This is a genomic window from Allobosea sp. GW823-FHT01F03, assembly GCF_058798075.1.
The window spans coordinates 2,592,680-2,618,300 of the sequence record NZ_CM179505.1 but is presented as its reverse complement, the minus strand read 5'-3'; the positions used below and the strand labels follow the sequence as shown (position 1 = coordinate 2,618,300).

Here is a 25,621-nt window from a genome sequence, read left to right as displayed (position 1 = left end):
GGCTGCAAAGCCGCAAGCGCGACCGGCTTCGTCATGGTCGGGCCTGTCCCGACCATTCACGTCTTCCTTGACGAAGCGCGGCGTTCAAGCCGTGGCTGCTCGCCACGCGGGCGAGCATGACGGGGCGGCGATCTCAGCCGAACGCCCCGATTTCGTGCTGGATCGCGCCGGAGATCTCGCGCAGCAGCGCAAAGCACTGACGCATCGGCTCGACCACGTCGCGATGCAGCGCCGCATAGGCGCCGCCCTCGCGCGGCCCCGGCGGCTCGCCGAAATCGAGGCCGAGCGCCGGGTCGGGATTGAGCGGGAAGATTTCGCCGAGCAGGACGAGCGCCCCGGCCATGTCTAGCCGCAGGATACGCTCGAGCAGGAGTTCGCGCGTCACCCCGGCATGCGGTCGGAAATCCGGGATATGCGTCGCCGAGAGCCAGATCCGGTGCAGCAGCGCAAGCCGTAGCGTGTGCAGCGCGACCAGCCTGACCGGCATCGCCGGCGGCTCGCCCGCCGCCTCCTTCAGCTTCAGCCGATCGGAGGCGAAGCGCCAGAACAGCCGCCGCAGCGCCGGCGCAAGGTCGAGCCGCGCCAGCGCCTCGGCGACCGCGAGCAGTTCGTCACGCCGCCCCTCCTTCTCGGTGCGCCGCGCCCGGTCGAACCAGGAGCCGGCATCGAGCGTGTCGAGATAGGCGCGCAGCACGTCGAGATCGCTGTTCGCCATAGCATGGGCCGCGAGGCGATAGGCCCGGCCGAAGCGCTCTGAACTCTCGCGCATGCTCGCAAACAGCTCCGGCGCCCTTGCCGCCGCCTGGCCGATGCCGTGCACGCTGTTCGCCAGCCAGCCGAGCTGCTGCAGGATGGCGTTGTTCGGGATGGCGCGCAGCTCCCGGGGATGGCGGATCACCGCCGGCCCACCGGCATCGCTCTGCCGCGCCGCCGGGCGCGAGCCGGTCTTGTCGAGCAGGGACGGGCCGAACGTGCCGATCAGCGCGGCATAGCCGGGATCGTCGACGAGATGGGTCATCTCCTCGCGCACGGTCTGGAAGAACTCGGTGGCGAAGTCCGGCTCGGCATAGATCGGATCGTCCTCGCCATCCGCCGGATCGGCGAACACGGCCTCGGCGATGCGCGCCACCGTCGCCCCGGCGAGCCCCTTCGTGCCAAACAGCAGATAGCCGTCGCTGCCCTGGAAGCTGGTCTCGCGGGTGACCTTGACGCCGGCCTTCGCAAACGCGCGCCGCGGCCATTCCGGATCGAGATAGGCGAGCCGATCGGCGAGGCTGTCGGGATGGGCGCCGCGCCCGGCCGACTCGCCATGGGTGTCGAAGATGACGAGCTCGATCTCGGTGAGCCCATAGCGCTGCAGCAATTCGAGAATGCGGCTCCTCAGCCGCTCGACCCAGAAGGTTGCCGCGACCTGGCCGATATAGCGCCCGGAATCGGAATAGCCGAACTGGACGCAGAGCCTGCCATGGCGCTGGAGATAATCGCGCCAATGCGGGCTGCGCAGCGCCTCGTCGATGATCCGCGGCCCCTGTTCGAGCGCGTCCGAGGTCTCGAAAAGCGGCGAGATCTCGACGTGATCGGCGATGCCGAAGCGCTTCGCGAGATAGAGCGCCGAGAGCAGCGTATAGCCGGTCTCGGTCTCGGCGATCAGGAAGCGCACCGGCCGCGAGCCGTCGACATGCTTCACGATCTGCGCGACCATCATCATCATCCGCGCCGCCGAGGCGCGCTCGACCGCGAGCGCGCCGAAATCGACCGGCGTCGGCTGCGCCTTGGCGAGCGCCTGGTTCGCCGCCGCGAGGAAGGCGCGCCTTTGCGCCGGCTGGGCCGGGTCCTCGTCGAGCGGGATCACGCCGCGCATCGCATTGTGGAGCTGCGAGGCGTTGAGCCGGAAATGCGGCAGCGCGATCGAGACGCCATGGGCGATGACGCCGGCCCGCGCCAGCACCAGCGCTTCCGCCGCCTCATCGTCCTCGGCCAGCACGATCGCCTTGTCGAGCGCCGCCAGCAGCTTCGAGGCGTCAGGCAGGGCGGCCTCGCGCTCGCCGATCAGCGCCAGCGAGAAGGCCTGCAAGGCCTCGATCTCCGGCTGGCTGTTCAGGGGCGGGCAGAGCGCAAGCTGCCGCTCGACAGCAGCGAGCGCGGCTTCGAGCAGTGCCCTCACCTCGGCAGCCGCCGGCACCTCCGGCAGCTTCTCCAGCAGGCGGAAGAACTGGCCGCGCTTCGATTCCAGCCGGTAGCGCAAAGTGTCCCACCAGCCGATATCGGTGCGCCCATCGGTATCGCTGCCGACCCAGGAGGCGAGCTGCAAAGCGCGCGGCCTGAGCTCGCGCCAGCGCTGCGACCAGCGCGCCCGCGCCTCGGCGAGGAAGGCCGCGTTCAGCCGGTCGATCGCGTCGCGGGCATGGCGCACCGCGAAGCGCGCCTGCTCGAACTCGTCCTGCAGGGTGATCGCCGCATCCGGCCGGAAGGAGAGATCGGCCGACCTCAGCACCGCCGCCTCGCCCTCGTTCGAGGCGAGCTCGGCCAGGGCATGCGCCACCGCCCGGCTCATCCCGAAGGTCGGATGCGCGGTGAACACGGCGGCGAAGCGCAGCCGGGCCAGCGCCGCGCCATAGGCTTCGAAAGGCTGGGCCGAGGCGCTCGCTTCCTCGCCGACGCGCCGCGCCAGCGCCGCATAGGCTTCGGCCTCGCTTTGCTCCAGCCCGACATAGGAGGCGACGCGCCCCGCCCGGTCGGCGAGTGCGGCGCGGCCGAGCTCACGGATCAGCGCCGCGGTGTCGGCGAGCGTCACCTCGCCGCGATCCATCTTGCGGGTCAGCCAGAGCGTGGCGCGCAGCACCGGATTGCCGAACGGGTCCTCGCGCGCATCCCTGCGCGCCTGCACGATCGCCGCCGACAACTCGCTCGCCAGCACCGATGGCGACATTTCCTCCGCAGCCACGCCGCTCTCCGTCTTCTTTAAATCGTTTGATGAGGCGGCTCGCAGGGGAGCAGGATTCCAATTCTACCGCAACCGCGAAAAGCGTTGCGGCGCCGCAGCAGGCAGCTGCGACAGGCGCGGGAACCTCGACGCAAAACCCCTCTCCTGGAAGGAAAGGGGCAGGGGTGAGGTGTCCGGGAGGGATATCGTGAGCCTGCCCCCGACTGTGCGGTGGGCGCAGCGCGGGATGGTCAAACCTCACACACCTCACCCTGCGCTCTCCTTCCAGGAGAGGGTTCCCCGCGCCTCTCCCTCGCGCGCAGCCGCGTTCCACCGGGGACAACCCGCCAACTTATCCCCGCCCCCAAAACCTCGCTTATGCTTCTGCCCGTCCCGCCCGAACCGAGGGGGCTTCGCGAGGCATCATGAGGCCGGGCGGGAGAGCGGTCTTCGCGGCGAAAGGGCCTTGCGAGCCCGAGCGAGCGCGCTCCACAAAGGTGTGATCCACCTTTGCGGCCGGCCTGCCCGCTCCACCGCGGAGGGGTTTTCGTCGATGGGAGAGGCCCTCCCAGTCCTGCCGGACGTAACCAGACGACGAAGACACCATAGAGAACCGCGCGCGGGGCTCGGGCGGCGGCCAATGGCGCTGCTTCGACAGAAGACATCGACATTCGGCACGCAGCCGTCGACTGCGACGCCGCCCGGCCCCGCGCCCTCCCTCGGATGGCGTTCCCCTCAGCCCCTCGCGGCGTCGAGCCGGCGAGAGCATCGGCCTGTCGCAAGCAATCCCGTCAGCCGCGCGGCAGCCATCGCATTCCACATCGCTTGTCCGGATCGTGCTGACCTCACACAGCCTCCCCCCGTCATCCTGGGCGAGCGAAGCTCGGCCCGGGATCCATCGCAAAGCTCCGGAGCCCTACGATGGATCCCGGGACTTCGCTGCGCGAAGCCCAGGATGACCGGGTTGGGCCCCCGAACCTCCAGACCTCATCCTGAGGAGGCCCGAATGGGCCGTCTCGAAGGATGCTCCAGCGGGTTCCGGCGCCTCCGCGAACATCCTTCGAGACGGCCGCCGAAGCGATCTCCTCAGGATGAGGTTGAGTCTTGTCCCAAGCCTGCGGGCCTCCCGGCGTGAGCGTTCAAGCCCCCCGCTCGGCCCTGGGCGGCGGCGCGCTATCGCCGACCCGGCAGATCGAATTCCTGAAACGGCTCCGCCGCATGGACCATGCTCGGCCAGTGCCAGGTGATCATGGCGACGCAAATTGTCGTGGAGTTCTGCCCCGATCCTGATGGCCTATCAGGGCGCCCGCCTGCTGGCTTTGAGCAAATACGGGCTCGATCCCGTGACGATCGAGCAGACCCACACTACCGGATCATGCGGGAGTTCTGCGCGGCCCCCGCGACGTTCGTGGAGACGATGATGGAGGAGTGAGGGTGGCAATCTCACGCTCCGTGCTCCGTGTCAGCCATGTGAGCACTGCATCGCCATATCAGTTGGCCCCACCTGTCCCAGCAGAACGCCGACCCGCCCGCCCTCTACCAGGCATCGTCCTAGCGGCGGGACGATGCCAATCTGGCGATAGGGCAGATGATTTGACTAGGCTTCCAGACAACGCCTCGATATCTGCCCCTCGTCGAATGTTAGGGAGCAGACAGCAAAGCGGTCGCCATACATATTCAGGGTATTATTGCCACGAAATTGGAGGTTACCTTGCAAATTAGCCGTATCTCGTCACTGAGCGCCACACCCAAAGGGGCCTCCAAATGGATCAGGCAGAAAAGACACTTTCAGATATCGACGACGCGATTCGCGTAATGCAAGGGGGCTATTATCTTTGGTTCGCGATACATATAATTCTAGGATCTTTAAGTATTATACTACCCGGCATAGCAGCGATTGGTTTTTTTGATGAAATAGCAGCAAAATTCTTAGCTGCCGGCGGGGCCCTTTCTGCCGCTCTGGTGCAATTCTTGAAGCCTCACGAATACGCAACAGGGTACGATCTTGCGGTGCAGCTAGCATGGAAAACTCGCATTGCATTTAATTCAAGAACCATAGATACGAATATAGCTATAGAGCAAATAAATAAAGCCATCGACGCAACTACATTTCGTTATGGAATACATCAAGGAACAAGGTAGTCTATATATAAATAATATATTTATTTTTAATTTATAATAATGATATATACCACATATTACTTAATATATCAAATCTGCAAAAAACGCAATAAAATAATTGCACAATAATTATTTAATGAACAATAAAAAAATTGGAGATCTAAATTAAGATTATGCTAGATAATTACGTCTATATTTGGCTGTGCGATGGCTTTCTTAGGACGCTACGAGCGCAGTGGCACATAATAGAAGCAGCCCTGCGGACGCTGGCATGCGAATTCATATTGCAACTTTCGACGCTAAAGATGGTGATGCTTACAATCGCGAAAATTGCAACTTCGCCTCCAAGCTTTATCAAGGCCAGCCCGGCGTCACCGTGCGCTTCTGGTGCGAGAAAGGGCGATATCAACCGTAGTACCTTGGCTGCCGCTGGGTGCTGCAGCAACTCAACGAGCCCAAGCTCTGCTCCCTACCCACATCAGCCCTTCCATCTGGCACAACACCGTCTCCACCAGCAGGCGAAGACACTCCCCGGCAGCAATGCTAAACCGGCCCCATCAGCAGCTACCTTCCCCGAGTCCCCGCCTTGCCCAGCTCCCTCTCCTCCGCCCGTCTCCAGGACGCCGTCGAATTCGCGCAGGCGCATGACTCGCCCTGGCCGCGCAGCATGTTCTATCCGGACGGCGCCTATGTCGGGAATCGCGAATGGGACGAGAAGGGTCCCTGGACCGAGATCGTCGGCCCGGTCGAGCCGCGCGGCGGGCCGGCCGGCATCGTGCTGAAGGGCGGCAAGCTCGCCGCCGAATGGGGCGATGTCGAGCGCGCCGACATGACCTTCTCGATCGCCAAGAGCTATCTCTCGGTGCTGGCCGGCCTCGCCGTCGCCGACGGACTGATCGCCGATATCGACGAGCCCGTGGGCAAGAGCGTCGACGGGCCGCATTTCGCGAGCCCGCACAATGCCAAGATCACCTGGCGCCATCTGCTCAACATGAACAGCGAATGGCAGGGCGAAATCTTCGGCAAGTCCGACCAGGTCGACCATTTCCGCCAGATCGGCGTCGGCGCCGACAACAGCCGGAAAGGCCAGCGCCGCGAGCTCGGCGCGCCCGGCAGCCTCTACGAGTACAACGACGTCCGGGTGAACGCGCTCGGCTATGCGCTGCTGCGCCGCTTCGGCCGGCCGCTGCCGCAGGTCCTGCGCGAGCGCATCATGGACCCGATCGGCGCCTCGCAGGGCTGGCGCTGGGAGGGCTACGAGACCTCGTGGGTCGAGATCGACGGTGAGCGCATGCAGTCGGTCCCCGGCGGCGGCCATTGGGGCGGCGGCCTGTTCATCAGCGCCCGCGACCATGCCCGCTTCGGCCAGCTCGTCGCGCAGAAGGGCGTCTGGGACGGGCGCGAGCTGATCCCCTCCTCCTGGCTGGAGCAGTCGCTCAAGCCTTCGCCGACCCTGGCGAATTACGGCTTCCTCTGGTGGCTGAACGCCAACCCGAAGCTGCCGGCGAGCAGCTTCAGCGCCCAGGGCGCCGGCAACAACCTGATCTGGATCGACCCGGAGCATGACCTCGTCGCCGTGCTGCGCTGGATCGACAAGGCCGCGATCGACGGTTTCCTGGAGCGGCTCGTCGCGGCGGTGGAGTGAGGCGGCGGAACCTCGACGCAGAACCCCTCTCCTGGAAGGAGAGGGGCAGGGGTGAGGTGTTCGGAAGCTGAATTATTGGCCTGAACCCGACCGCGCGGTCAGCGCTCGCGGCACTGGTCAGATGGCCTACACCTCACCCTACCCTCTCCTTGCAGGAGAGGGTTCCACGCGCCCGTGATCCGCCGGCGGCGCATGACGTTGCGTCCATGCATTCAGCGAGCAGCACCCTCGCCTGCCCGCCCTTGCCGCGCCTCCCGCCCCCGCGCATAGAGCCGGCTCTCCTCGCCCGAAAGCCGCCGCGTGACCAAAGCCATTCCCCTGACCTCGCGGCCCGCCTTCGGCGTCGCCTGCGGCCTGCTCTGCGCCGTGATCTGGGGCGTCCAGGCCGTGGTCTCGCGCCAATCGGTCGCCGACGGGCTCTCGGCCGGCGACGTCACCATGCTGCGCTTCCTCGCCGCATCGCTGGTGATGCTGCCCTTCGCGCTGAAGCGGCTGAAGCCCTTCCCGGTCGGGACGCTCGGCTGGAAGCGGGCGCTGGTGCTGACCGCGCTGGTCGGCCCGGCCTACAGCCTGATCCTGGTCGGCGGTGCCCATTTCGCGCCCGCTCTGCATTCCTCGGTGATCTCGCCGGGGCTGATCCCGGTCTGCACCGCCGCGCTCGCCTGGTTCGTGCTCGGCGAGCGTGCCGGCAAGGCCCGCCTCATCGGCCTTGCCCTGCTCGTGCTCGGCATCGCCGTCTTCGCCCGGGAGGCGCTGGCCAACACGCCGACGCGCGCAGGCGCCTGGATCGGCGATCTGCTCTTCGTGCTGATCGCCCTGCTCTGGTCGATCTTCGGCGTGCTCTGCCGACGCTGGGGCGCCAATGCGGTCGAAGTCACCATGGCGACCTGCCTGCTGGCGCTGCCGTTCCTGCCGCTGCTCGCCCTCGTGCAGCCGGTCAATCTGCTGCAGGCGCCGCTCTCAGCCGTCGCCTTGCAGGCCGTCTACCAGGGCGTTCTGGTCGGGGCGCTGGCGCTGTTCCTCTACACCCAGTCGGTCGCGACGCTCGGCGCCGGCGGCGCAGCCTTGTTCCTGCCGCTGGTCCCGGTGGTCACCGCGATCGCCAGCGCCGCCCTGCTCGGCGAGAAGGCCTCGGCGCAGGAGATCGCCGGCATGGCTATCGCCATCACCGGCATGGTCGTGGCGCTCAGGGCGCCGAGCGCGCGCTGAGCGGCCCTTCCGCAGTCATTCCGGGACAGGCTGGAGGCCTGGGCCCGGAACCCATGGACACCCTGCAATTCCAGCCCGTCATGCCCGCCCTTGTGGCGAGCATCCACGTCTTGAACACGACACTCGACCACTGAAGGCGTGGATGGTGGGGACAAGCCCGACCATGACGAAAAAAGGAGCGCTCATAGGGTCCGGGCTCGCCGCTACGCAGCGCCCCGGAACGACAGGGCATATCCTCAGCCCTTATGACCCTTGGCGATCGGCTCGACATAGGACAGGGCCATATCCCAGGGGAAATAGATCCAGGTGTCCTGGCTGACCTCGGTGACGAAGGTGTCTACCACCGGCACGCCGGCCGGCTTGGCATAGACCGTGGCGAAATGCGCGTTCGGCAGCATCTCGCGCACGACGCGGGCGGTCTTGCCGGTATCGGTGAGGTCGTCGACGACGAGGACGCCCTTGCCCTTGCCGTCGCCGATGGCGCGGATCGAGGGGGCGATCTCCTTCATCACCTTGAGCTCGGTCTGGTTCTTGTAGTCGTGATAGCTCGCGACGCAGACCGTCTCGATCATGCGCAGGCCGAGCTCGCGGCAGATGATCGCCGCCGGCACCAGCCCGCCGCGGGTGATGCAGACCATCGCCTCGAACGGCCCGGCATCGGCCAGGCGCCAGGCGAGCGCGCGGGCGTCGCGGTGGAACTGGTCCCAGGAAACGGGGAAAGCCTTGTTGGCGGTCGGTTCGGCCATGGCGGGCGGTCCTGCGGAAAGCGTGGCTGGCTTTTCCGCAAAGCGCATCCGGCCGGCGCGCGCAAGTGCCGAGCGGAAGCTTTTCCCCGCTGTGATCGCAACGGCATGGTCCGACCCGGCTCGCCGGGCCGGATCGTCCCACCGCTTCGGACCGTCAGAACTCGGCCCAGCCGTCGGCACCTCCGCTCCCGACCCGCACCGCCGTGCGGACCGGCGGCCTGCCCGCCGGGACGGGCGCGGGCTTCGCTGCCGGGAGCATGGCACGCAGGCCGGCGGCCAGCCTCTCGGGCGCATCCGAGGCTTCGCGCCCACCGAGCCGAAACGCCCCGACCAGCGCCGCCAGAGCCTGAGTCTCGCCCTGCAATTCGCGCGAGAGCCGGGAGCTGGCATCGGCCATCATCGCGTTCTGCTGGGTCATCTCGTCCATATGCGCGACGGTCCGCGCCATCTCGTCGACGCCATTGGCCTGTTCGACCGCAGCGCTGGAGATGTCGGCGATGGTACCGGCGACCCGGGTCGCGGCGCTGACGATCTCCTCCAGCGTCTTGCCGGCCTGCTGGACCAGCTTCACCCCGGAGCGGACCTGCTCGCTCGAATTGCTGATCAGCTCCTTGATCCCGTGGGCAGATTCGCTGGAGCGCTTGGCCAGCGCCCTGACCTCGGAGGCGACCACGGCGAAGCCCCGGCCGGCATCACCGGCGCGGGCCGCCTCGACCGCCGCATTCAGCGCCAGCAGATTGGTCTGGAACGAGATCTCGTCGATCATCGAGATGATGTCGGCGATCGCGGTCGAGGCCTGCTCGATCCGGCCCATCGCCGTCACCGCATCGGCGACGATCGCGCCGCCACGCGAGGCCACGGTCTTGGCCTCGTCGCCGAGCGCCGCGGCCTGGCGCGAATTGCCGGCGCTGGTCTTGATCGAGGCGGCGAGCTCCTCGGTGGTCGCCGCCGTCTGCTGCAGGCTGGAAGCCTGCGCCTCGGTGCGTTCGGCGAGATCGACGCTTTCCGAGGCGATCCGGTCGGCGGCAGCCGCGACCTTCCCGGAAACGCCGCCGACGGCACCGATCACCTGCGCCATATTGTCGAGAAGTTCGTTGATGCCGTTGCAGAGATCGGCGACCTCGCCCTCCTTGCCCGCCATCGGGATGCGCTGGGTCAGGTCGCGCTCCTTGGCCCGCCCGATCACGCCCTGCGCCTCCGCCACCGCCTGGGCGAGCTGGCGCGCCGCCTTCTGCTCACTGATGTCGGTGGCGTACTTCACCACTTTCGTGGGCTGCCCCTTGGCATCGAAGATCGGATTGTAGCTCGCCTGGATCCAGACCTCCCTGCCGCCCTTGCCGAGGCGCAGATACTGGCCGGCATCATATTCGCCGCGGCCGAGCTTCTGCCAGAAGGCGCGGTATTCCGGCGAATCGCGATAGACCGGCTCGCAGAACATGCCGTGATGCTGGCCCTTGATCTCGGCCAGCGAGTAGCCGGTGACGGCAAGGAAGTTTTCGTTGGCGTCGAGGATCGTGCCGTCGAGCGAGAACTCGATCACCGCCATCGCCTTGCGGATCGCCCCGAGCTGCCCGGCCATGTCGGCCTCGCGGTTCTTCTGCGCGGTGATCACCGTCGCGAACTTGATCACCTTCACCGGCCTGCCACCGGCATCGAGCACGGGGCTATAGCTCGCCTCGATCCAGAGCTCGCTGCCATCGGCCGCGACGCGCAGGAACTGGCGGGCCTGGTATTCGCCCCCCGCCAGCTTCGCCCAGAACGCCTTGTAGTCGGCGCTGGCCGCTTCTTCCTTGCTGACGAACATGCTGTGGTGCCGCCCGCGCACCTGCTCCAACGTGTAGCCGACCGCTCCAAGGAAGTTCTCGTTGGCCTCGATAATGGTCCCGTCGAGCTTGAATGTGATCACCGCCATCGAGCGGCCGAGAGCCGCCATCTCACCTTCGAGTTCGCGGCGCGCAGCGCCGCCCGTGAATGGATTTAGCCGCATGCCCATCCCCCTGCATTCAGCACCGCGGAACTCGATCCGCGGAAATAAAGGATAGACGACGACAGTTTACGGTCAGCTAAGGAGCTTAAAAATCCACGGAATAACAAAATCGTGATCGGAAAAGTACTTAAAATTGTAAAGTAAATATAACGTCGAAATCCAAACAATACAAAACCGAATACAAAGTCCAGAAAGAATTAAGCGCACCATTGAAATGGCGATCCAGAAGACATTCGCACATCAAGCGGGCAGATTGCAGATTTTAATAACTTTAAACAACGCGCGAGAGCGCGCGGCGGCCGACGCGAGAGCTCCCTGTACCTTGACGGGAACCCCGGTCTCCCTGCGCAACCGGAAATTGTTCCGGACGGCTCAGCGAAGCTCAGCGCTTCAGCCGGGCGCGCTCCGTCTCGACCATCGCCTGAACCGCAGCGACCGCCTTCATCAGCTTCTCCGGATCGCGCGAGCGCACCACGAGATTGGTGTCCGGCCCGGTCTCCGACCAGAACGGATAGGAGCCGATCGTGCAGTCGGGATGAGCAGCGGCGATGGCCGCGAGCGGCGTGCCGATATCGCCCTCGCGCAGACCCGCGCGCACCGTTTCGGAGAGGATCTTGACCCCGGTCTTCAGGGTCGGCGCGACGACGTCGAGCATGGCCTGCATGATCGCCGGCACGCCGGCCATGACATGGACATTGCCGATGCGGAAGCCCGGCGCCTTCGACACGGAATTGGCGATCAGCTCGGCCCCGGCGGGAATGCGCGTCATGCGCATGCGGGCCTCGTTGAGCTGGTCCGGCGGAAAGCGCTCGGCGAGCATGGCGATCGCCCGCGGATCGTAGTCGATCGAAACCCCGAAGGCACAGGCGACGGCATCCGCGGTGATGTCGTCATGGGTCGGGCCGATGCCGCCGGTGGTGAAGACATAGGTGTAGCGCGCGCGGATCGCGTTCAGCGCCGAGACGATTTCGTCCATCAGGTCGGGCACGACCCGGACCTCGCGCAGCTCGATGCCGATATTGGTCAGGAATTCGGCGATGTAGCCGATATTCTTGTCCTTGGTCCGCCCCGACAGAATCTCGTCGCCGATCACCAGGATCGCCGCGGTGACCGGCGGCTCGAAAGCCTTGTTCGATGACGCGCTCATGGGCAGGCTCCTGGAATGTCGAAGCGGAGAATGACGCCGCCTGCGCAGAACGGAGCTAAGCGCCTCGGGCCCGGCCGCTCAAGCACCGTCCGGGGCGGAGCCGTCATGCGCGGCAAGGTGGATCAGGACACCTTGCGCTCATAGACGAGGTTGAGCCGGGTCTGCGCCAGCAGGCGATAGCCCCGCGCCTCCAGCAGCGCCGGCAGATCCATCTGCCAGCGGGCGCGCGAATCCTCGATGACGATGAAGCCCGGCCAGAGCGCCTCGGGCGCATCCCGCAGGAAGGGTTCCAGGATCAGGTCCTCGGCCCCCTCGACATCGAGCTTGATCGCATCGAGCCGCTCATAGCCCTCGCTCTGCATCAGCGCGAGCAGCGTCGTCGCCGGCACGCGCACCGAGGTCGAGGTGCTGGAGCGCAGCAGGCGCACGCTCGATTCACCCTTGTTCGCGGGGTCGAGGAACAAGGTCAATTCGCCCGGCTTGTCGGCAAGCGCGCAGGCCACCGCCTTGACCGTGCCGAAGGGGTTGCGGGCGATGTTGTAGGTCAGCCGCGCGAAGATCTCCGGCTGCGGCTCGACGGCGAGGATGCGCGCCCGGCGCCCTGCTTTTGCGGCGACGAACAGCGAATAGGCCCCGATATTGGCGCCGATATCGATGAAGCAGAAGCCCTCGCCGATCCGGGCCGCGAGCAATTCGCGCTCCCGCGCATCGAAATATTGCGGCGTGAACAGCACGCGCTTCTCGCAAACATTGCCGTCGGGGTAGAGCCGCATCCGGGCGCCCAGCGCCTCGATGTCGACCGGCCGCCCCTTCAGCGCCTTGAGCCCGAGCCGGCGCAGCGCGAAGGCGAATTTGCGACCGAGATAGGAGCCGGAGGCGCGCCGGGTGCGCGCGATGATCCGTGCAACCAGCCCCTGCGGCGCGAAGGTTCCGTAGGGCTGTTCCTCGCCCGACTGCATGTCATTAAGTGCCATCGGCGCGCTGTACACGGCAAATCCGCCCTGCGCCAGCACTACCGCGATGTCGCGGCCCGGCCCGTCCGGCTTGCACCAGCCGCCAAAGCCAATAAATAAAGGCATCAAGGAGCCACTTCTCGACATGACCCTCGACGAATCGATCGCGCGCGCAAGGCGCGAGCCCGTCATCAAGCTGCACGGCGCCGAAGCTTTCCACGGCATGCGCAAGGCCGGGCGCCTGGTCGCCCAGGGGCTCGACATGCTCGCCGACGAGGTTCGGCCCGGCGTGACGACCCAGCGGCTCGACGATCTCGCCTTCCAGTTCGCCATGGACAACGGTGCCTATCCGGCGACGCTGTTCTACCGCGGCTACACCAAGTCGATCTGCACCTCGATCAACCATGTCGTCTGTCACGGCATTCCCGACGACAAGCCGCTGCGCGAGGGCGACATCGTCAATATCGACTACACCCTGATCCTCGATGGCTGGCATGGCGATTCCAGCCGGATGTTCGGCGTCGGCGCGATACCCCGCAAGGCCGAGCGCCTGATCGAGATCACCTATGAGAGCCTGCTGCGCGGCATCGCCGCAGTGCGCCCGGGCGCGACCACCGGCGATATCGGCTTCGCCATCCAGCGCTATGCCGAAGGCGAGCGCTGCTCGGTGGTGCGGGATTTCTGCGGCCACGGCCTCGGCGAGGTCTTTCACGACGCGCCGAACATCCTGCACTATGGCAGCCCCGGCGAAGGTGCCGAGCTCAAGCCCGGCATGCTCTTCACCATCGAACCGATGATCAACCTCGGCAAGGCGAGCGTGAAGGTGCTCTCCGATGGCTGGACCGCCGTGACGCGCGACCGCTCGCTCTCGGCCCAGTTCGAGCATACGGTCGGCGTCACGGAAGACGGCTGCGAGATCTTCACGCGCTCGCCCGCCGGCCGCGACAACCCGCTCGCACCCAGATGAGCGAAAGCGGCAAGGGAAGTCCCGCTCCCGTTGCCGCGCCCGCCAGCGCCGCCCCGCACCATCTCGGTCATCGCGAGCGGCTGCGCCAGCGCTTCCTCGAAGGCGGCGACAGCGCCCTGCCCGATTACGAGCTGCTCGAGCTGCTGCTCTTCCGCTCGATCCCGCAGCGCGACGTCAAGCCGCTCGCCAAGCAGCTGATCCAGCATTTCGGCTCCTTCGCCGAGGTGATCGGCGCACCGGTCTCGCGGCTGCGGGAGGTCAAGGGCATCGGCGAGAGCGTCGCGCTCGACCTCAAGATCGTCGAGGCCTCGCTGAAGCGGGCGATGAAGGGCCAGATCGCCAAGAAGCCCGTGCTCTCCTCCTGGTCCTCGGTCATCGACTATTGCCGCCTGGCGATGGCCTTCGCCGAGCGCGAGCAGTTCCGCATCCTCTTCCTCGACAAGAAGAACGCCCTGATCGCCGACGAGGTGCAGCAGACCGGCACCGTCGACCATACCCCGGTCTATCCGCGCGAAGTGATGCGCCGCGCCTTGGAACTATCGGCTACAGCCTTGATTTTAATCCATAATCATCCATCCGGAGACCCGACGCCGTCCGGCGCCGACATGCGCATGACCCGCGAGCTCGTCGACATCGCCAAGCCGCTCGGCATCGCCATCCACGACCACATCATCGTCGGCCGCGACGGCCATGCCAGCTTCAAGGGGCTCGGCCTGATCTGAACGTCCCCGGATCAGCCGGACGCCGCGGCGCGCGCCGACTGCAGCGCCCGTGGACGGCGCTTGCGGAAGCGGCGCCTCGCCCAGATGACCAGCCCCGTACCCCAGAGCCCGATCAGCACCAGCGACAGCAGCGTGTTGAAAGTGGTCCCCAGCAAGGCGTGCCAGTTGCCCTCATGCAGCGCGCGCGACCAGTTCGTCGGTGCCGGCTGCAGCCCTTCCCGGGTCACGACATAGGTCGACAGCCGGTTGCCTTCGTAGATCCGGGCGACCAGGCGCCCGCCCCGCATCCGCAGCGAGGTCAGGCCGGCCAGATCATGGTCGCGCGCGACGGCCGAGACCGCGGCGCGGATCGGCACGCGCTCGCCGCGCGGCCCGGCAGGCGCCCCACCGGTTCCGACGCCCATCACGATGAACAGCCCGGTCAGCGGGCTCAGCACGGCGAGCGGCAGGGTGAGCCAGGCCATTCCGGCGTGCCAGCCGCCCAGCGTGTTGCGCAAGCGCGGCCAGCCCATGGCGACGCCAAGCACGGCCAGGGCGATCATCGCGACGGTACTGGCCGTCACCAGCCAGCCGAGGTCCAGGAGCAGCCGCTCGTGCAGGCCGCGCGCCCAGCCGAACCATTCGGCGAGCCCCTCCGTCTCGACCTCCTCGCCGCTGGCGAGGCCGACATCCACTGTTCCGTCCTCTCCGACGCCGGACAGTCGGACCAGCTGGTCATAGGTGCGAACCGAGAGGCCGGTCGCCTTGCCGTCCGGGTCGTAGCGGTCGAGGAAGCCGAGCAGCCGCGCTTCGGTCAGAGGCGCCGCCGGTGCCTGGCGCTGCGCCAGCGGCTCGAGCGACAGCACCAGCCCCGAGACGATGATTCCGAGTAGAGGCAGCGCGAAAACGAGGGTGATCCAGCGGTGCAAGCGGAGCAAATAGGGCTTCAATCCCATATTGGAATCTTTCTAACCTGTCGCCGCCGCGGACCTTGCGCTCCTCCCGCCAGCCAGGCAAGCGACAGCAACGCCGCAGGCCCCCCTTTGGCAGCGCCTGCGCTGTCCAAGGCATGATCGCTCCGCCCTCATCCCCTTTCGTCGGCGCGCCCACCGCGGTCCGGTCGCCGCGCTTTGCCCAAGGAACGGGCAAGCTTCGCCGCAACCCTCGGCAGCAGACCTCTTTCCGAAGCCGCGCAATTGCGCATAGGCTACCCGAAACAGGGGAAGAAGCCTGCATGCCGGCGTTCGACGAGATGACGGGGGGAAAAGGCGGATTGCGCTCGGCCTATGTCGAGCTCGACCGCTGGCTGAAGGAAGCGCCGCCCGAGATGCTGGCCCTGCGCCGCTCCCAGGCCGAATTGTTCTTCCGGCGCATCGGCATCACCTTCGCCGTCTATGGCGACGAGGAATCGACCGAGCGGCTGATCCCCTTCGACATCATCCCGCGCGTGCTGACCAAGCCGGAATGGACCAAGCTCGAGAAAGGGCTGCGCCAGCGCGTCACCGCGCTGAACATGTTCCTCGCCGATGTCTACGGCAAGAAGGAGTGCCTGAAGGCCGGCATCATCCCGGCCGATCTGGTCTACCGCAATGCCTGCTACCAGCTGCAGATGGTCGATTTCCAGGTGCCGCACGGCATCTACTGCCACATCGCCGGCATCGACATCGTCCGCGTCGACGCCGACACCTTCTATGTGCTGGAGGATAATGCCCGCACCCCGTCCGGCGTCTCCTACATGATGGAGAACCGCGAGGTGATGCTGCGGCTCTTCCCGGAGCTGTTCGCCACCCACCGCGTCGCGCCGGTCGACAATTACCCCGACCAGCTGCTGGCGACGCTGCGCTCGGTCGCGCCCCGCAGCGCCTCCTCCGACCCGACGATCTGCCTTCTGACGCCGGGCCAGTACAATTCGGCCTTCTACGAGCACTCGTTCCTGGCCGACAAGCTCGGCGTCGAGCTGGTCGAGGGCTCGGACCTGCTGGTCAAGGACGATATCGTCTACATGCGCACGACCCAGGGGCCGAAGCGTGTCGACGTGATCTACCGGCGCATCGACGACGACTTCATCGACCCTCTGGTCTTCCGCGGCGATTCCGTGCTCGGCGTGCCCGGCATCATCGGTGCCTACAAGGCCGGCAACGTCACCCTCGCCAATGCGGTCGGCACCGGCGTCGCCGACGATAAGGCGGTCTACAGCTACATGCCCGAGATCGTGAAGTTCTTCACCGGCGAGGAGCCGATCCTGAAGAACGTCCCGACCCATCGCTGCCGCGAGCCCGAGGCCAACGCCTATGTGCTCGACAATCTCGAAAAGCTGGTGGTCAAGGAGGTCAACGGCTCCGGCGGCTACGGCATGCTGGTCGGCCCCCATGCCAGCAAGGCCCAGATCGAGACCTTCCGGCAGAAGCTCAAGCTCCAGCCCGAGGGCTTCATCGCCCAGCCGACGCTGGCGCTCTCGACCTGCCCGACCTTCGTCGCCTCCGGCGTCGCGCCGCGCCATGTCGACCTGCGGCCTTACGTGCTCTCGGGCGCCAACGGCATTTCCTGCGTGCCCGGCGGGCTCACTCGCGTCGCCCTCCAGGAAGGCTCACTGGTGGTCAATTCGAGCCAGGGCGGCGGCACCAAGGACACCTGGGTGCTCGACGCATGAGGATGCCCGCTTTCACCTGTCTTCGAGTCCTCCCGGAATCCCGGACCTGACCATGCTTTCGCGCACCGCCGACAGCCTTTACTGGGTCTCGCGCTATGTCGAACGGGCCGAGTATCTCGCCCGCATCCTCGACGCCACGACCCGCCTGACCAACCTGCCCTCCGCCTATGGCGGCGCCGGCACCGAATGGCAGAGCGCCGTCGCCACCGCCGGCTGCGAGGATGCCTTCGCCCTCGCCTATGACGAGGCGAACGAGCGCAATGTCTGCGAGTTCCTCACCTTCAACCCGGATAACCCGTCCTCGATCCGCAACTGCTTCGCCCTCGCCCGCTCGAACGCCCGTGCAGTCCGCACCGCGCTGACCTCGGAAATGTGGGACGCGCTCAACGGCGCCTGGCTCGAACTCCAGCGCTTCGAACGCAAGCGCATGGACCGCGAGGAGTTCGCCCGCTTCCTCGACTGGGTAAAGAACGTCTCGCTGGTCTTCGACGGCTCGGCCTACCGCACCATGCTGCGCGATGACGGCTACTGGTTCTCGCGACTCGGCGTGCATCTCGAGCGGGCCGACAACACCGCCCGTATCCTCGACGTGAAGTACCATCTGCTTCTGCCGGAGACCGAGCAGGTCGGCGGCTCGCTCGACTATTTCCAGTGGACGACGATGCTGCGCGAGGTCTCGGCGCTGACCGCCTATCACTGGGTCTATCGCGAAGCGGTGAAGCCAGTGCTGATCGCCGATCTCCTGATCCTCAACAAGCGCATGCCGCGCTCGCTGGCGAGCTGCTATGAGAGCATCTCGCGCTTCCTCGACCAGATCGGCGATGCCTATGACCGGCACGGCCCGGCCCAGCGCCAGGCCCGCAAGACCCTGGCCAGCCTGTCGAACATGCCGATCGACGCGGTGATCCGGCGCGGGCTGCACGAATTCATCGAGGACTTCATCACCGAGAACAACCGCCTTGGTGCGATCATCGTCGACCAATATCTGCAATAGGCCATTGGCCACCGACGGAACCGAGGACCTCAAGCAGCCGCCATGCGTATCCGGATCTCGCACAGCATCGCCTATGCCTATGCCGAGCCGGTGCGCCAGCTCCGGCAGGTGTTGCGGCTGACGCCCCGCGACCATGACGGCCAGCATGTCATGTCCTGGCGGATCACACCGAACATCGACGGCCGGCTGCGTTCCAGCCAGGATCCGTTCGGCAATCTCGTCCATGATTTCTCAGCCGACGGGCCGATCGAAAATTATGCGATCGAAGTCAACGGCATGGTCGAAACCATCGATCTCGCTGGGGTCATCCGGGGCGTGGTCGAGAAGGTGCCGCCGGCCGTGTTCATGCGCGACACCAGGCTGACCGAGCCGAGCGCCGCTCTGCGCGACCTCGCGACCGAGGCGGCGGCCGGAGGCGGCAGCGAGCTCTCGCGCCTGCACGCATTGATGGAGACGCTGCAAGAAAGAATCACCTGCGTGCCGACCGGAGAGCGCCTCGGCATCGGCGCCGGCGCCTGCCTCGAAGCGGGCGAAGGCATCCCGCAGGATGTCGCACATGTCTTCATGACCTGTGCCCGCTCGCTCGGTGCGCCCGCCCGCTATGTCTCCGGCTATGTCGCGGAATCGCAGACGCTGCCCCATGCCGGCGGGGCCCATGCCTGGGCCGAGGCATATTTGCCGGATTATGGCTGGATCGGCTTCGACTGCGCCAACGGGCTCTGCCCGATCGACACCCATATCCGCGTCGCGACCGGTCTCGACTATGCCGACGCGGCGCCGGTCCGCGGCGCCCGCACCGGCGGCAATGGCGAGACCCTGCTGGTCGAGGTCCGCGCCCAGGCCGCCCGGCCGCGCCAGCAGGGGCAGTGATTGTCCTCGCCATGAGCGCCTGATACCAGCCATACGCGCCCCGCTCCGGAGACCCGTCACGTGACCTATTGCGCCGGCATCCTCGTCCAGGACGGTCTCGTGATGATCGCCGACACGCGCACCAATGCCGGGCTCGACGACATCTCGACCTTCCGCAAGCTCCACGTCTTCTCCTGGCCGGGCGAGCGTACCCTGACGCTCGCCACCGCCGGCAACCTCTCCCTCACCCAGTCGGTCGTCAGCCTGCTGCACGAGGGCGTACCGAATCCGGAGACCGGCGAGCCGGAGACGCTGCAGAATGCGCCCTCGATGTTCCGCGCCGCCCAGCTCGTCGGCCGGGCGGTCCGCCGCGTGCGCGAGACCGATGGCGATGCGTTGCGCGATGCCGGCGTCAAATACGACATGTCGCTGCTGTTCGGCGGCCAGATCATCGGCCAGCCGATGCGGCTGTTCATGATCTACTCGGCCGGCAACTTCATCGAATGCGGCATGGATTCGCCCTTCCTGCAGATCGGCGAGCACAAATACGGCAAGCCCATCCTCGACCGCGCCGTGACCTTCAGGACCGATCTCTATGACGCACTGAAGGTCGGTCTGATCTCGATGGACTCGACCATGCGCTCGAATCTCGGCGTCGGCCTGCCGATCGACCTGATCATGCTCCGCCGCGACGCGGAAGCACCGGAACTCAACCGCCGGATCGAGGCCGGCGAGCCCTATTTCCACGATCTGCGCGAGCGTTGGTCGGCTGCGCTGCGCGCCGCGCATATGGCGATTCCGCGCCCACCCTACGAACCGACGGAGAGCTGAGCGCGGGCCGCCAGGCGGTTCCGGACGCCCGTTCTCGGCAGCGCGACAACGATTTCGCGCACTTCGTCGGCATCGCTGGAAACCGGATGGCAAGATTCGCCTGTCAGGATGGATCATCTGCGCGCCCGGACAGGTGGAGCATTTTGCCGCTTTCTGCTCGTTTGCCCAACATGAATTCGTCGGCTCGGATGCTGACGAGCACGGTGGCAACCCTGGCCTGTGCCTTCGCATTCGTCAGCGCGGCCGCCGTGGGCGTCATCGTCGCGATCATGCTCAATGCGAACCGCGTCGAGGCGGAAAGACAATATGATCGCGTCGAAGCGGCGATCGAAAGCCAGGTTCGGCTGCGCCGCCATCGCCTCGAAAACCTGGCCGATGCCGGGCTGCTCCAGCCGATCTTCGATGCGAGCCTGCCGCGCCCGGCCCTGCAATGGGGTTTTGCGCGATTCGCCAGCCGCTTCCTCGATTTCGACGGCGCCTATCTCGTCACCGCCTCGGGCAAGGTTCTCGCCGGCGTCGAAGGCGGCCAGGCCGCCGGCCAGGCCGGCTATGAAGGCTTGCGCCATTTCGCCGCCGAACTGCCTGGCGCCATGGCCACGACCACGCATGCAACCCCAACCACGACGAGCGGACCGCTGAACGCCTTTCTCAGGTCTGATGGCCAGGAGACCTTGGGCGTTGTGATCGCTGATCTGAGAGCGGCCAGCATGGCTGGCGCGAGGACCCCCTCCCCTGCCGGTCCCGCCTATCTCGTCGGCTATCGCCGCACCACCGCGTCACTCCTCGAAGATCTGGCCCAGCGCTACCGTGTCCCGAATGTGCGGATCGTCGGCGAGCGTCCTCCCGACCGCTTGACTCGCCGCGATATCGTTTCGGCGGACGGCGCCATCAGAGCATGGCTGACCTGGACGCCGGACCGGCCTGGCGACGCGATGATGCGGCAGTTCTTCTGGGCCCTTGCCGGGGTCGGGCTGCTCTTCATCGCGATCTTCGCCTATGTTTTCCATCGCCTGCGCCATGCGGGTACCCAGATCACCCTTCGAGAGCAGCAAATCCAGCGTCTGGCCGGCCAGGACGAGCTATCTCACCTCCCCAACCGCCGCACCTTCGATCTCAGACTCGACCAGGAACTCGCCCAGCTCGGCCGTACCAAGAGCGGGCTCGCAGTCCTGATGCTCGACCTCGACCGCTTCAAGGCCGTCAACGACACCTATGGCCACAATGCCGGCGACGAGCTGATCCGGCAGGTCGCGAAACGCCTGACCACCATCCTGCGCGTCGGCGACACGGTCGCCCGTCTCGGCGGCGACGAGTTCGGCATCATCCAGACCCATATGAACGAGCCCGGCGCCAGCGCTGCGCTCGGCCAGCGAATCCTCGATTCGCTCACGGAGCCTTTCGAGATCGCCGGCGTCGCCGTCACCATCGGCTGCTCCATCGGAATCGCCCACGGCCCGCAGGACGGCGCTGACCGTGGCACGCTGATGCGCCTCGCCGACACCGCCCTCTACCAGGCCAAGAACGAGGGACGGAACCGCTACTCCTTCTTCGAACCGCAGATGAACCGGGCGCTCCAGGTCAAGCGCATGGTCGAGGAGGACCTGCGCAACGCGATCAACCGCGACGAGCTTCTGCTGCACTACCAGCCTCAGGTCTCGATCGACGGCGCGACCATCGTCGGCGTCGAGGCGCTGGTGCGCTGGCCGCACCCGGTGCACGGCATGATCCCGCCCTCGGAGTTCATCGGCATCGCCGAGGAGCGCGGCCTGATCATGCCGCTGAGCGAATGGGTGCTGCGCCGCGCCTGCGAGCAGGCGCTGAAATGGCCGGGGATCAAGCTCGCTGTCAACGTCTCGCCGATCCAGTTCCGCCACAAGGACTTCGTCGCCAGCGTCATCCGCATCCTCGACGAAACCGGTTTCGACCCTGGCCGGCTCGAACTCGAATTGACCGAGGGCGTCGTGGTCGAGGACGCCGACGCCGCCGAGAACGCGATGATGGACCTGCGGGCGCATGGCATCGGCCTGGCGCTCGACGATTTCGGCACCGGCTATTCCAGCCTGATCTATCTGCGCCGCTTCGCCTTCGACAAGATCAAGATCGACCGCTCCTTCCTCGAATACATGGAGACGACCGGGGAATCCGCCATTCTCGTGCATTCCGTCGTGCATCTCGGCCGCGCGCTCGGCCTGCGCGTCTGTGCCGAGGGCGTCGAGACCACGGAGCAGCACCGCTTCCTTCAGGCGGTCGGCTGCCACGAACTGCAGGGCTTCCTGTTCTCCAAGGGCGTCCCGCCCCGCGAGATCGACCGGCTGCTGGCGCTCGACCAGCCCTTCGAGAAGCAACTCGCCGCCTGAGCGGCGCTCGAGGCTCTCAGAACAGGCTGGCGATCGAGCTCACCAGCGCATAGGCGAAGCCTGCCGAGAGCGCGAGGCCGATTGCCCCGACCACGGCTCCGCCGACGATCAGCACGCCGTCACGCTCGACCAGCCCGAGCCCGACCAGGCAGACCGCGAGGCCGAGCGGAATCTGGCCGATGAAGGGCGCCGCGACCACCAGCCCGAGCGCCAGGACGAGCAGCAGCACGCCGAGCAGCGCCAGCGCGAACGGCCCCCTCAGCATCATCAGGCGCGGCTTCGAGAAGCGCTCGAGCCGGATCAGCGGCGGCAGCGCGCGTGAAACCGCCCGCGCCAGATCGGCCTGGGCGATGCTGCGCCGGAGCAGGCGCTGCGGCAGCCAGGGCGTGGTGCGTCCCATCAGCATCTGCATCGCGATGAAGGCCAGGACCAGGCCGCAGACCAGCGGGATCGGCGGCGGCATCGGCAGGCAGTTCGGCAGGCCGAGCAGCACGATGAGCAAAGCATAGGCCCGGTCGCGCAGCGCCGCGACGATGTCGCCGACTGCGATGCGCGGGCCGGGAAGGCTCGCGAGCGCATGCAGCAGGCCGGAAGTGCGCAGGGGAGAGGACAAGCTGTATCGCCGGGCGAAGGGCTGGAGCTGCGCCCTAGCATGGCGGGCGCAGGGCCAACAACCCCGCCGCGGCGCACGGCGTCAATGCAGGGTCAGCACGCCGTTGACGCTGACGATCTCGGCCGGGCGGATCAGGCGCGAATGCGCCACCGTCACCGAATGCAGCGGTCCCTCGAGCTCGCGCCGCCAGAAATCCAGGAAGGCACGCAGCTCGGGAAAGCGTGGCGCCAGATCGTATTCCTGCCAGATGTAACTCTGCAGGAAAGTCGGATGGTCCGGCAGGCGGTAGAGGATATTGGCCGTCGTCAGGCCGTAGCCGGCGAGCTGGCTGATGAAATCTTTGGATGCCATGACACGATGCACTCCTCTGCGAGAAGAAGGCTGGCCGATGCCATCAGGCTGCGCCGTCATGGTTAACAAAAACTTGCAAGAATTTCATCTGCTGCCAGACTTCCTCTCCGTAGCGTGATCGGCCGTTTTCAAGAGCCGAGGGGGCGTAGGCGTGGCGTGGGGCGTCACCGAGCGGGCGAAAGGGCTTGGGGGGTCCGTCATCATTGCGACGGCAGCCCTCGCTTCCGCTCCGACTTCGGCCGACAGCACCCTGCATGAGCGTACACCGCTCTCGATGGTGATCTTCGCCTCATTCGACACCGACCGCAGCAAGCTGCACGGTTCGGTCGGCTTCAAGCGCGCCTTCGGGCAAGGCGGGCTCGACGCCAGCGGCTTCCGGCTCGGGCTGAAATGGGGCGAGAGCATCGAGCCGGCCGAGCACAGCCCGGCACGCGGACGCATGGTCAAGACCGAGGTCCATGCGCTGCTCGGCTATGAATGGCGCATCGGCGACCTTTTCCTGGCGCTGTCGGCCGGACCGGAGCTGGAGGCGGTCTTCAGCGAGACGAGGACCCGCACGCGGTTCAGCGACCGCATCGGCGGCCGGCTGCAATTCGATCTCTGGGCGACCCCGCTGGAGAACCTGCTGCTCCAGGCCAATGCCTATGCCGCGACGCTGGACCAGCGCTTCTGGCTCAGGCTTTCGCCGGGCTGGAAGCTCGCCCCCGGCCTCTATCTCGGCCCCGAGATCGAGTTCTACCGGCAGCAGGACTATCACAAGCTCAGACTGGGCCTGCACCTCACCGGTTTCAGGCTGTTCGGCCTGAACTGGCGCCTCGCCGCCGGGGCGCAGCAGACCAGCGACCAGCCGAATGCGGCCTATGCGACGCTCGGAGTCTACTGGAAGCGCTGAAGCGCCTGCCAAACCGCACGAAACACCTCCGATAGCCTGGCTGGCTCGAGCCTCCTGCGCGTCGAACTAGGAGCGCAGAGGCGCACCGGTCAGGGCCTTAAGCGCTTCGGGCGTGTCGACATCGATCGCGATCGCGGGGTCGTCGAGCGGGACCTCCTCGACGGCGTCTCCGGCCTCCTCCAGCAGGCGCCGGGCACCCTCGTCGCCCGACAGCCGGGCAACCGCGGCGAAGAGCCCCCGCGACAGCAGCACCGGATTGCCGCGATGCCCGAGCAGCGTCGGCACCACCGCCACCGCGTCCGGCCTGTCGGCGAAGGCCTGGGCCAGCCGGTCGATCACGCCGGGCGTGACATTGGGCATGTCGCCGAGCGAGACCACGACGCCCTGCGCATCAGCCGGCAGCGCCGCGAGCCCGGCCTTGAGCGAGCTGGAGAGGCCGTCGGCGAAACCGGGATTGCGGACGAAGCGGACGTCGAGCCCTTCCAGTGCCGCCCGGATTTCGGCCTCCTGGTGGCCGACCACGACGAAGACCGGCGCGGCCCGCGAGGCGATCTGTGCCTTGACGGCATGGCGCACCAACGCCTCGCCGCGCACCTGCTGGAGCAGCTTGTTGTCTGCCCCCATACGGGTCGAGCGACCGGCCGCGAGCACCAGTCCGGCGACGGGCGCGACCGCGGCATGGCCCGGCGCGCGCGGCTGCGGCCGCGAGATGATCTCCATCAGCAGCCCGCCGACCCCCATGCCCTGGATCTCGGCACGGCGCACCGGCAGGCCGGCGAGGCAGCGCTGCAGCACCCAGTCGAAGCCGTTCTCCTTCGGCGAGCGGGCGCAGCCCGGCGCGCCGATCACCGGCTTGCCGTCGAGCTCGCCGATCAGCATGAGGTTGCCGGGATCGACCGGCATGCCGAGATGCTCGATACGCCCGCCGGCCAGGGCCAGCGCCTGCGGCACCACATCGCGCCGGTCGGTGATCGCCGAAGCGCCGAAGACCACGACGAGCTCGGCCGGCCCGGCGGCGGCCTCGCGGATCGCCGTGGCGAGCGGCGCGCCCTCATGCGGCACACGGCGCTCCAGCACGATCTCGCCGCCCGCCGGCGCCAGGCGTTCGGCCATCACCCGCAAGGTCTTGTCGACGACCGAGGGCTTGAGGCCGGGCAGCAGGGTCGAGACCACGGCCACGGATTTCAGCTTGTATTCGGTGATCGCGATCGGCCGCGCGCTGCCGAGCCGCGTGAGCGCCTCGGCGATCTGGCGCTCCTGCACGGCATAGGGGATGATCTTCACCGTACCGACCATCTCGCCGGCGACGACCGCCTTCAGCGCCGGCAAGGTCGCGACCGTGATCGCCTCATCGATGCCGTTCAGCATGTCGATCAGCGCGGTGTCGATGGTCAGCACGCCGGCCGCCGCCGCGAACAGGTTGACCCGCCCGGTGAACGGCGCCTCGGTCACAACCGCCCGCCCGGCCAGCGCCCGCGCCAGCTGTTCGGCTGCGGTGTTCTCGTCGATATCGCCGGGCTCGAGCTGGACGGCGACGATCTCGGTCAGCCCGCCCGCCGCCAGCCGCTCGGCATCCTGCGCGCTGATCGTCGCGCCCTTGCGGACGATGGCGTCGCCGGCACGCACGGTGTGTGCCGCGACGCTGCCCGCCGCTTCGGCGATCGGAATGGGACCGAACTTCATGG

Annotated in this window: 20 protein-coding genes; 11 read left to right on the top strand and 9 right to left on the bottom strand. The window is 66.8% G+C overall.

Annotated features, from left to right (window positions below):
* Positions 1-133 precede the first annotated feature (133 nt).
* A complete protein-coding gene (locus AC3RCC_RS12455; protein WP_492258781.1) occupies positions 134-2,929 on the bottom strand; it encodes a phosphoenolpyruvate carboxylase in 2,796 nt (931 codons plus the stop codon).
* A 1,758-nt stretch (positions 2,930-4,687) separates the two neighbouring features.
* Here AC3RCC_RS12455 and AC3RCC_RS12450 point away from each other — a divergent pair.
* The 3 genes from AC3RCC_RS12450 (at position 4,688) to AC3RCC_RS12440 (ending at position 7,898) form a co-directional block, all read left to right on the top strand.
* A complete protein-coding gene (locus AC3RCC_RS12450; protein WP_492258589.1) occupies positions 4,688-5,065 on the top strand; it encodes a hypothetical protein in 378 nt (125 codons plus the stop codon).
* Between the two features lie 565 nt (positions 5,066-5,630).
* The gene (locus AC3RCC_RS12445) at positions 5,631-6,689 is read left to right on the top strand and encodes a serine hydrolase domain-containing protein (RefSeq protein ID WP_492258588.1); all 1,059 of its coding nucleotides are present in this window, start codon (positions 5,631-5,633) and stop codon (positions 6,687-6,689) included.
* 300 nt (positions 6,690-6,989) lie between these two features.
* Positions 6,990-7,898, top strand: coding sequence for a DMT family transporter (locus AC3RCC_RS12440; RefSeq protein WP_492258587.1), 909 nt, complete (start codon positions 6,990-6,992; stop codon positions 7,896-7,898).
* Between the two features lie 236 nt (positions 7,899-8,134).
* Here AC3RCC_RS12440 and gpt read toward each other — a convergent pair whose 3' ends face one another.
* The 4 genes from gpt to AC3RCC_RS12420 all read right to left on the bottom strand — a co-directional run bounded on the left by gpt (position 8,135) and on the right by AC3RCC_RS12420 (position 12,752).
* Complete coding sequence (gene gpt, locus AC3RCC_RS12435) at positions 8,135-8,644, bottom strand: xanthine phosphoribosyltransferase (RefSeq protein WP_291640854.1); 510 nt, start codon at positions 8,642-8,644, stop codon at positions 8,135-8,137.
* A gap of 154 nt (positions 8,645-8,798) precedes the next feature.
* The gene (locus tag AC3RCC_RS12430; RefSeq protein ID WP_492258586.1) at positions 8,799-10,631 is read right to left on the bottom strand and encodes a methyl-accepting chemotaxis protein; all 1,833 of its coding nucleotides are present in this window, start codon (positions 10,629-10,631) and stop codon (positions 8,799-8,801) included.
* Between the two features lie 382 nt (positions 10,632-11,013).
* On the bottom strand, positions 11,014-11,778 hold the full coding sequence (locus tag AC3RCC_RS12425) for a competence/damage-inducible protein A (protein ID WP_291640858.1): 765 nt from the start codon (positions 11,776-11,778) through the stop codon (positions 11,014-11,016).
* Positions 11,779-11,900: 122 nt separating this feature from the next.
* Complete coding sequence (locus AC3RCC_RS12420; protein ID WP_291640897.1) at positions 11,901-12,752, bottom strand: FkbM family methyltransferase; 852 nt, start codon at positions 12,750-12,752, stop codon at positions 11,901-11,903.
* Between the two features lie 124 nt (positions 12,753-12,876).
* Between AC3RCC_RS12420 and map the strand changes: the two genes are divergently transcribed.
* Together map and radC are read left to right on the top strand one after the other, a co-directional pair.
* A complete protein-coding gene (map, locus tag AC3RCC_RS12415) occupies positions 12,877-13,698 on the top strand; it encodes a type I methionyl aminopeptidase (RefSeq protein ID WP_291647431.1) in 822 nt (273 codons plus the stop codon).
* Positions 13,695-14,420 (top strand): RadC family protein, encoded by a 726-nt coding sequence (gene radC / locus AC3RCC_RS12410; protein WP_492258585.1) that lies wholly within the window; start codon positions 13,695-13,697, stop codon positions 14,418-14,420. The genes map and radC overlap by 4 nt, the downstream gene beginning before the upstream one ends.
* Positions 14,421-14,431: 11 nt before the next feature.
* Here radC and AC3RCC_RS12405 read toward each other — a convergent pair whose 3' ends face one another.
* Positions 14,432-15,337, bottom strand: coding sequence for a PepSY domain-containing protein (locus AC3RCC_RS12405; RefSeq protein ID WP_492258584.1), 906 nt, complete (start codon positions 15,335-15,337; stop codon positions 14,432-14,434).
* A gap of 296 nt (positions 15,338-15,633) precedes the next feature.
* Between AC3RCC_RS12405 and AC3RCC_RS12400 the strand changes: the two genes are divergently transcribed.
* The 5 genes from AC3RCC_RS12400 (at position 15,634) to AC3RCC_RS12380 (ending at position 22,080) form a co-directional block, all read left to right on the top strand.
* Positions 15,634-17,049 carry a circularly permuted type 2 ATP-grasp protein gene (locus AC3RCC_RS12400; RefSeq protein ID WP_492258583.1) on the top strand — a complete coding sequence of 472 codons (1,416 nt, stop codon included), beginning with the start codon at positions 15,634-15,636 and terminating at the stop codon, positions 17,047-17,049.
* 52 nt (positions 17,050-17,101) lie between these two features.
* On the top strand, positions 17,102-18,043 hold the full coding sequence (locus AC3RCC_RS12395) for an alpha-E domain-containing protein (RefSeq protein WP_291640868.1): 942 nt from the start codon (positions 17,102-17,104) through the stop codon (positions 18,041-18,043).
* Between the two features lie 42 nt (positions 18,044-18,085).
* Positions 18,086-18,913: a transglutaminase family protein gene (locus AC3RCC_RS12390; protein ID WP_492258582.1), complete on the top strand. Its 828-nt coding sequence runs from the start codon at positions 18,086-18,088 to the stop codon at positions 18,911-18,913.
* A gap of 60 nt (positions 18,914-18,973) precedes the next feature.
* A complete protein-coding gene (locus tag AC3RCC_RS12385; RefSeq protein ID WP_291647435.1) occupies positions 18,974-19,723 on the top strand; it encodes a proteasome-type protease in 750 nt (249 codons plus the stop codon).
* A 188-nt stretch (positions 19,724-19,911) separates the two neighbouring features.
* Positions 19,912-22,080, top strand: coding sequence for a putative bifunctional diguanylate cyclase/phosphodiesterase (locus AC3RCC_RS12380; protein WP_492258581.1), 2,169 nt, complete (start codon positions 19,912-19,914; stop codon positions 22,078-22,080).
* 16 nt (positions 22,081-22,096) lie between these two features.
* Here AC3RCC_RS12380 and AC3RCC_RS12375 read toward each other — a convergent pair whose 3' ends face one another.
* Positions 22,097-22,693, bottom strand: a complete 597-nt coding sequence (locus tag AC3RCC_RS12375) for an exopolysaccharide biosynthesis protein (protein WP_291640877.1) — start codon at positions 22,691-22,693, stop codon at positions 22,097-22,099.
* An 81-nt stretch (positions 22,694-22,774) separates the two neighbouring features.
* Positions 22,775-23,044 (bottom strand): usg protein, encoded by a 270-nt coding sequence (locus AC3RCC_RS12370; RefSeq protein ID WP_492258580.1) that lies wholly within the window; start codon positions 23,042-23,044, stop codon positions 22,775-22,777.
* A 151-nt stretch (positions 23,045-23,195) separates the two neighbouring features.
* Between AC3RCC_RS12370 and bcsS the strand changes: the two genes are divergently transcribed.
* Positions 23,196-23,936, top strand: a complete 741-nt coding sequence (gene bcsS / locus AC3RCC_RS12365) for a cellulose biosynthesis protein BcsS (RefSeq protein WP_291640881.1) — start codon at positions 23,196-23,198, stop codon at positions 23,934-23,936.
* A 66-nt stretch (positions 23,937-24,002) separates the two neighbouring features.
* Here bcsS and AC3RCC_RS12360 read toward each other — a convergent pair whose 3' ends face one another.
* On the bottom strand, positions 24,003-25,619 hold the full coding sequence (locus AC3RCC_RS12360) for an NTP transferase domain-containing protein (RefSeq protein ID WP_492258579.1): 1,617 nt from the start codon (positions 25,617-25,619) through the stop codon (positions 24,003-24,005).
* Between the last annotated feature and the right edge of the window lie 2 nt (positions 25,620-25,621).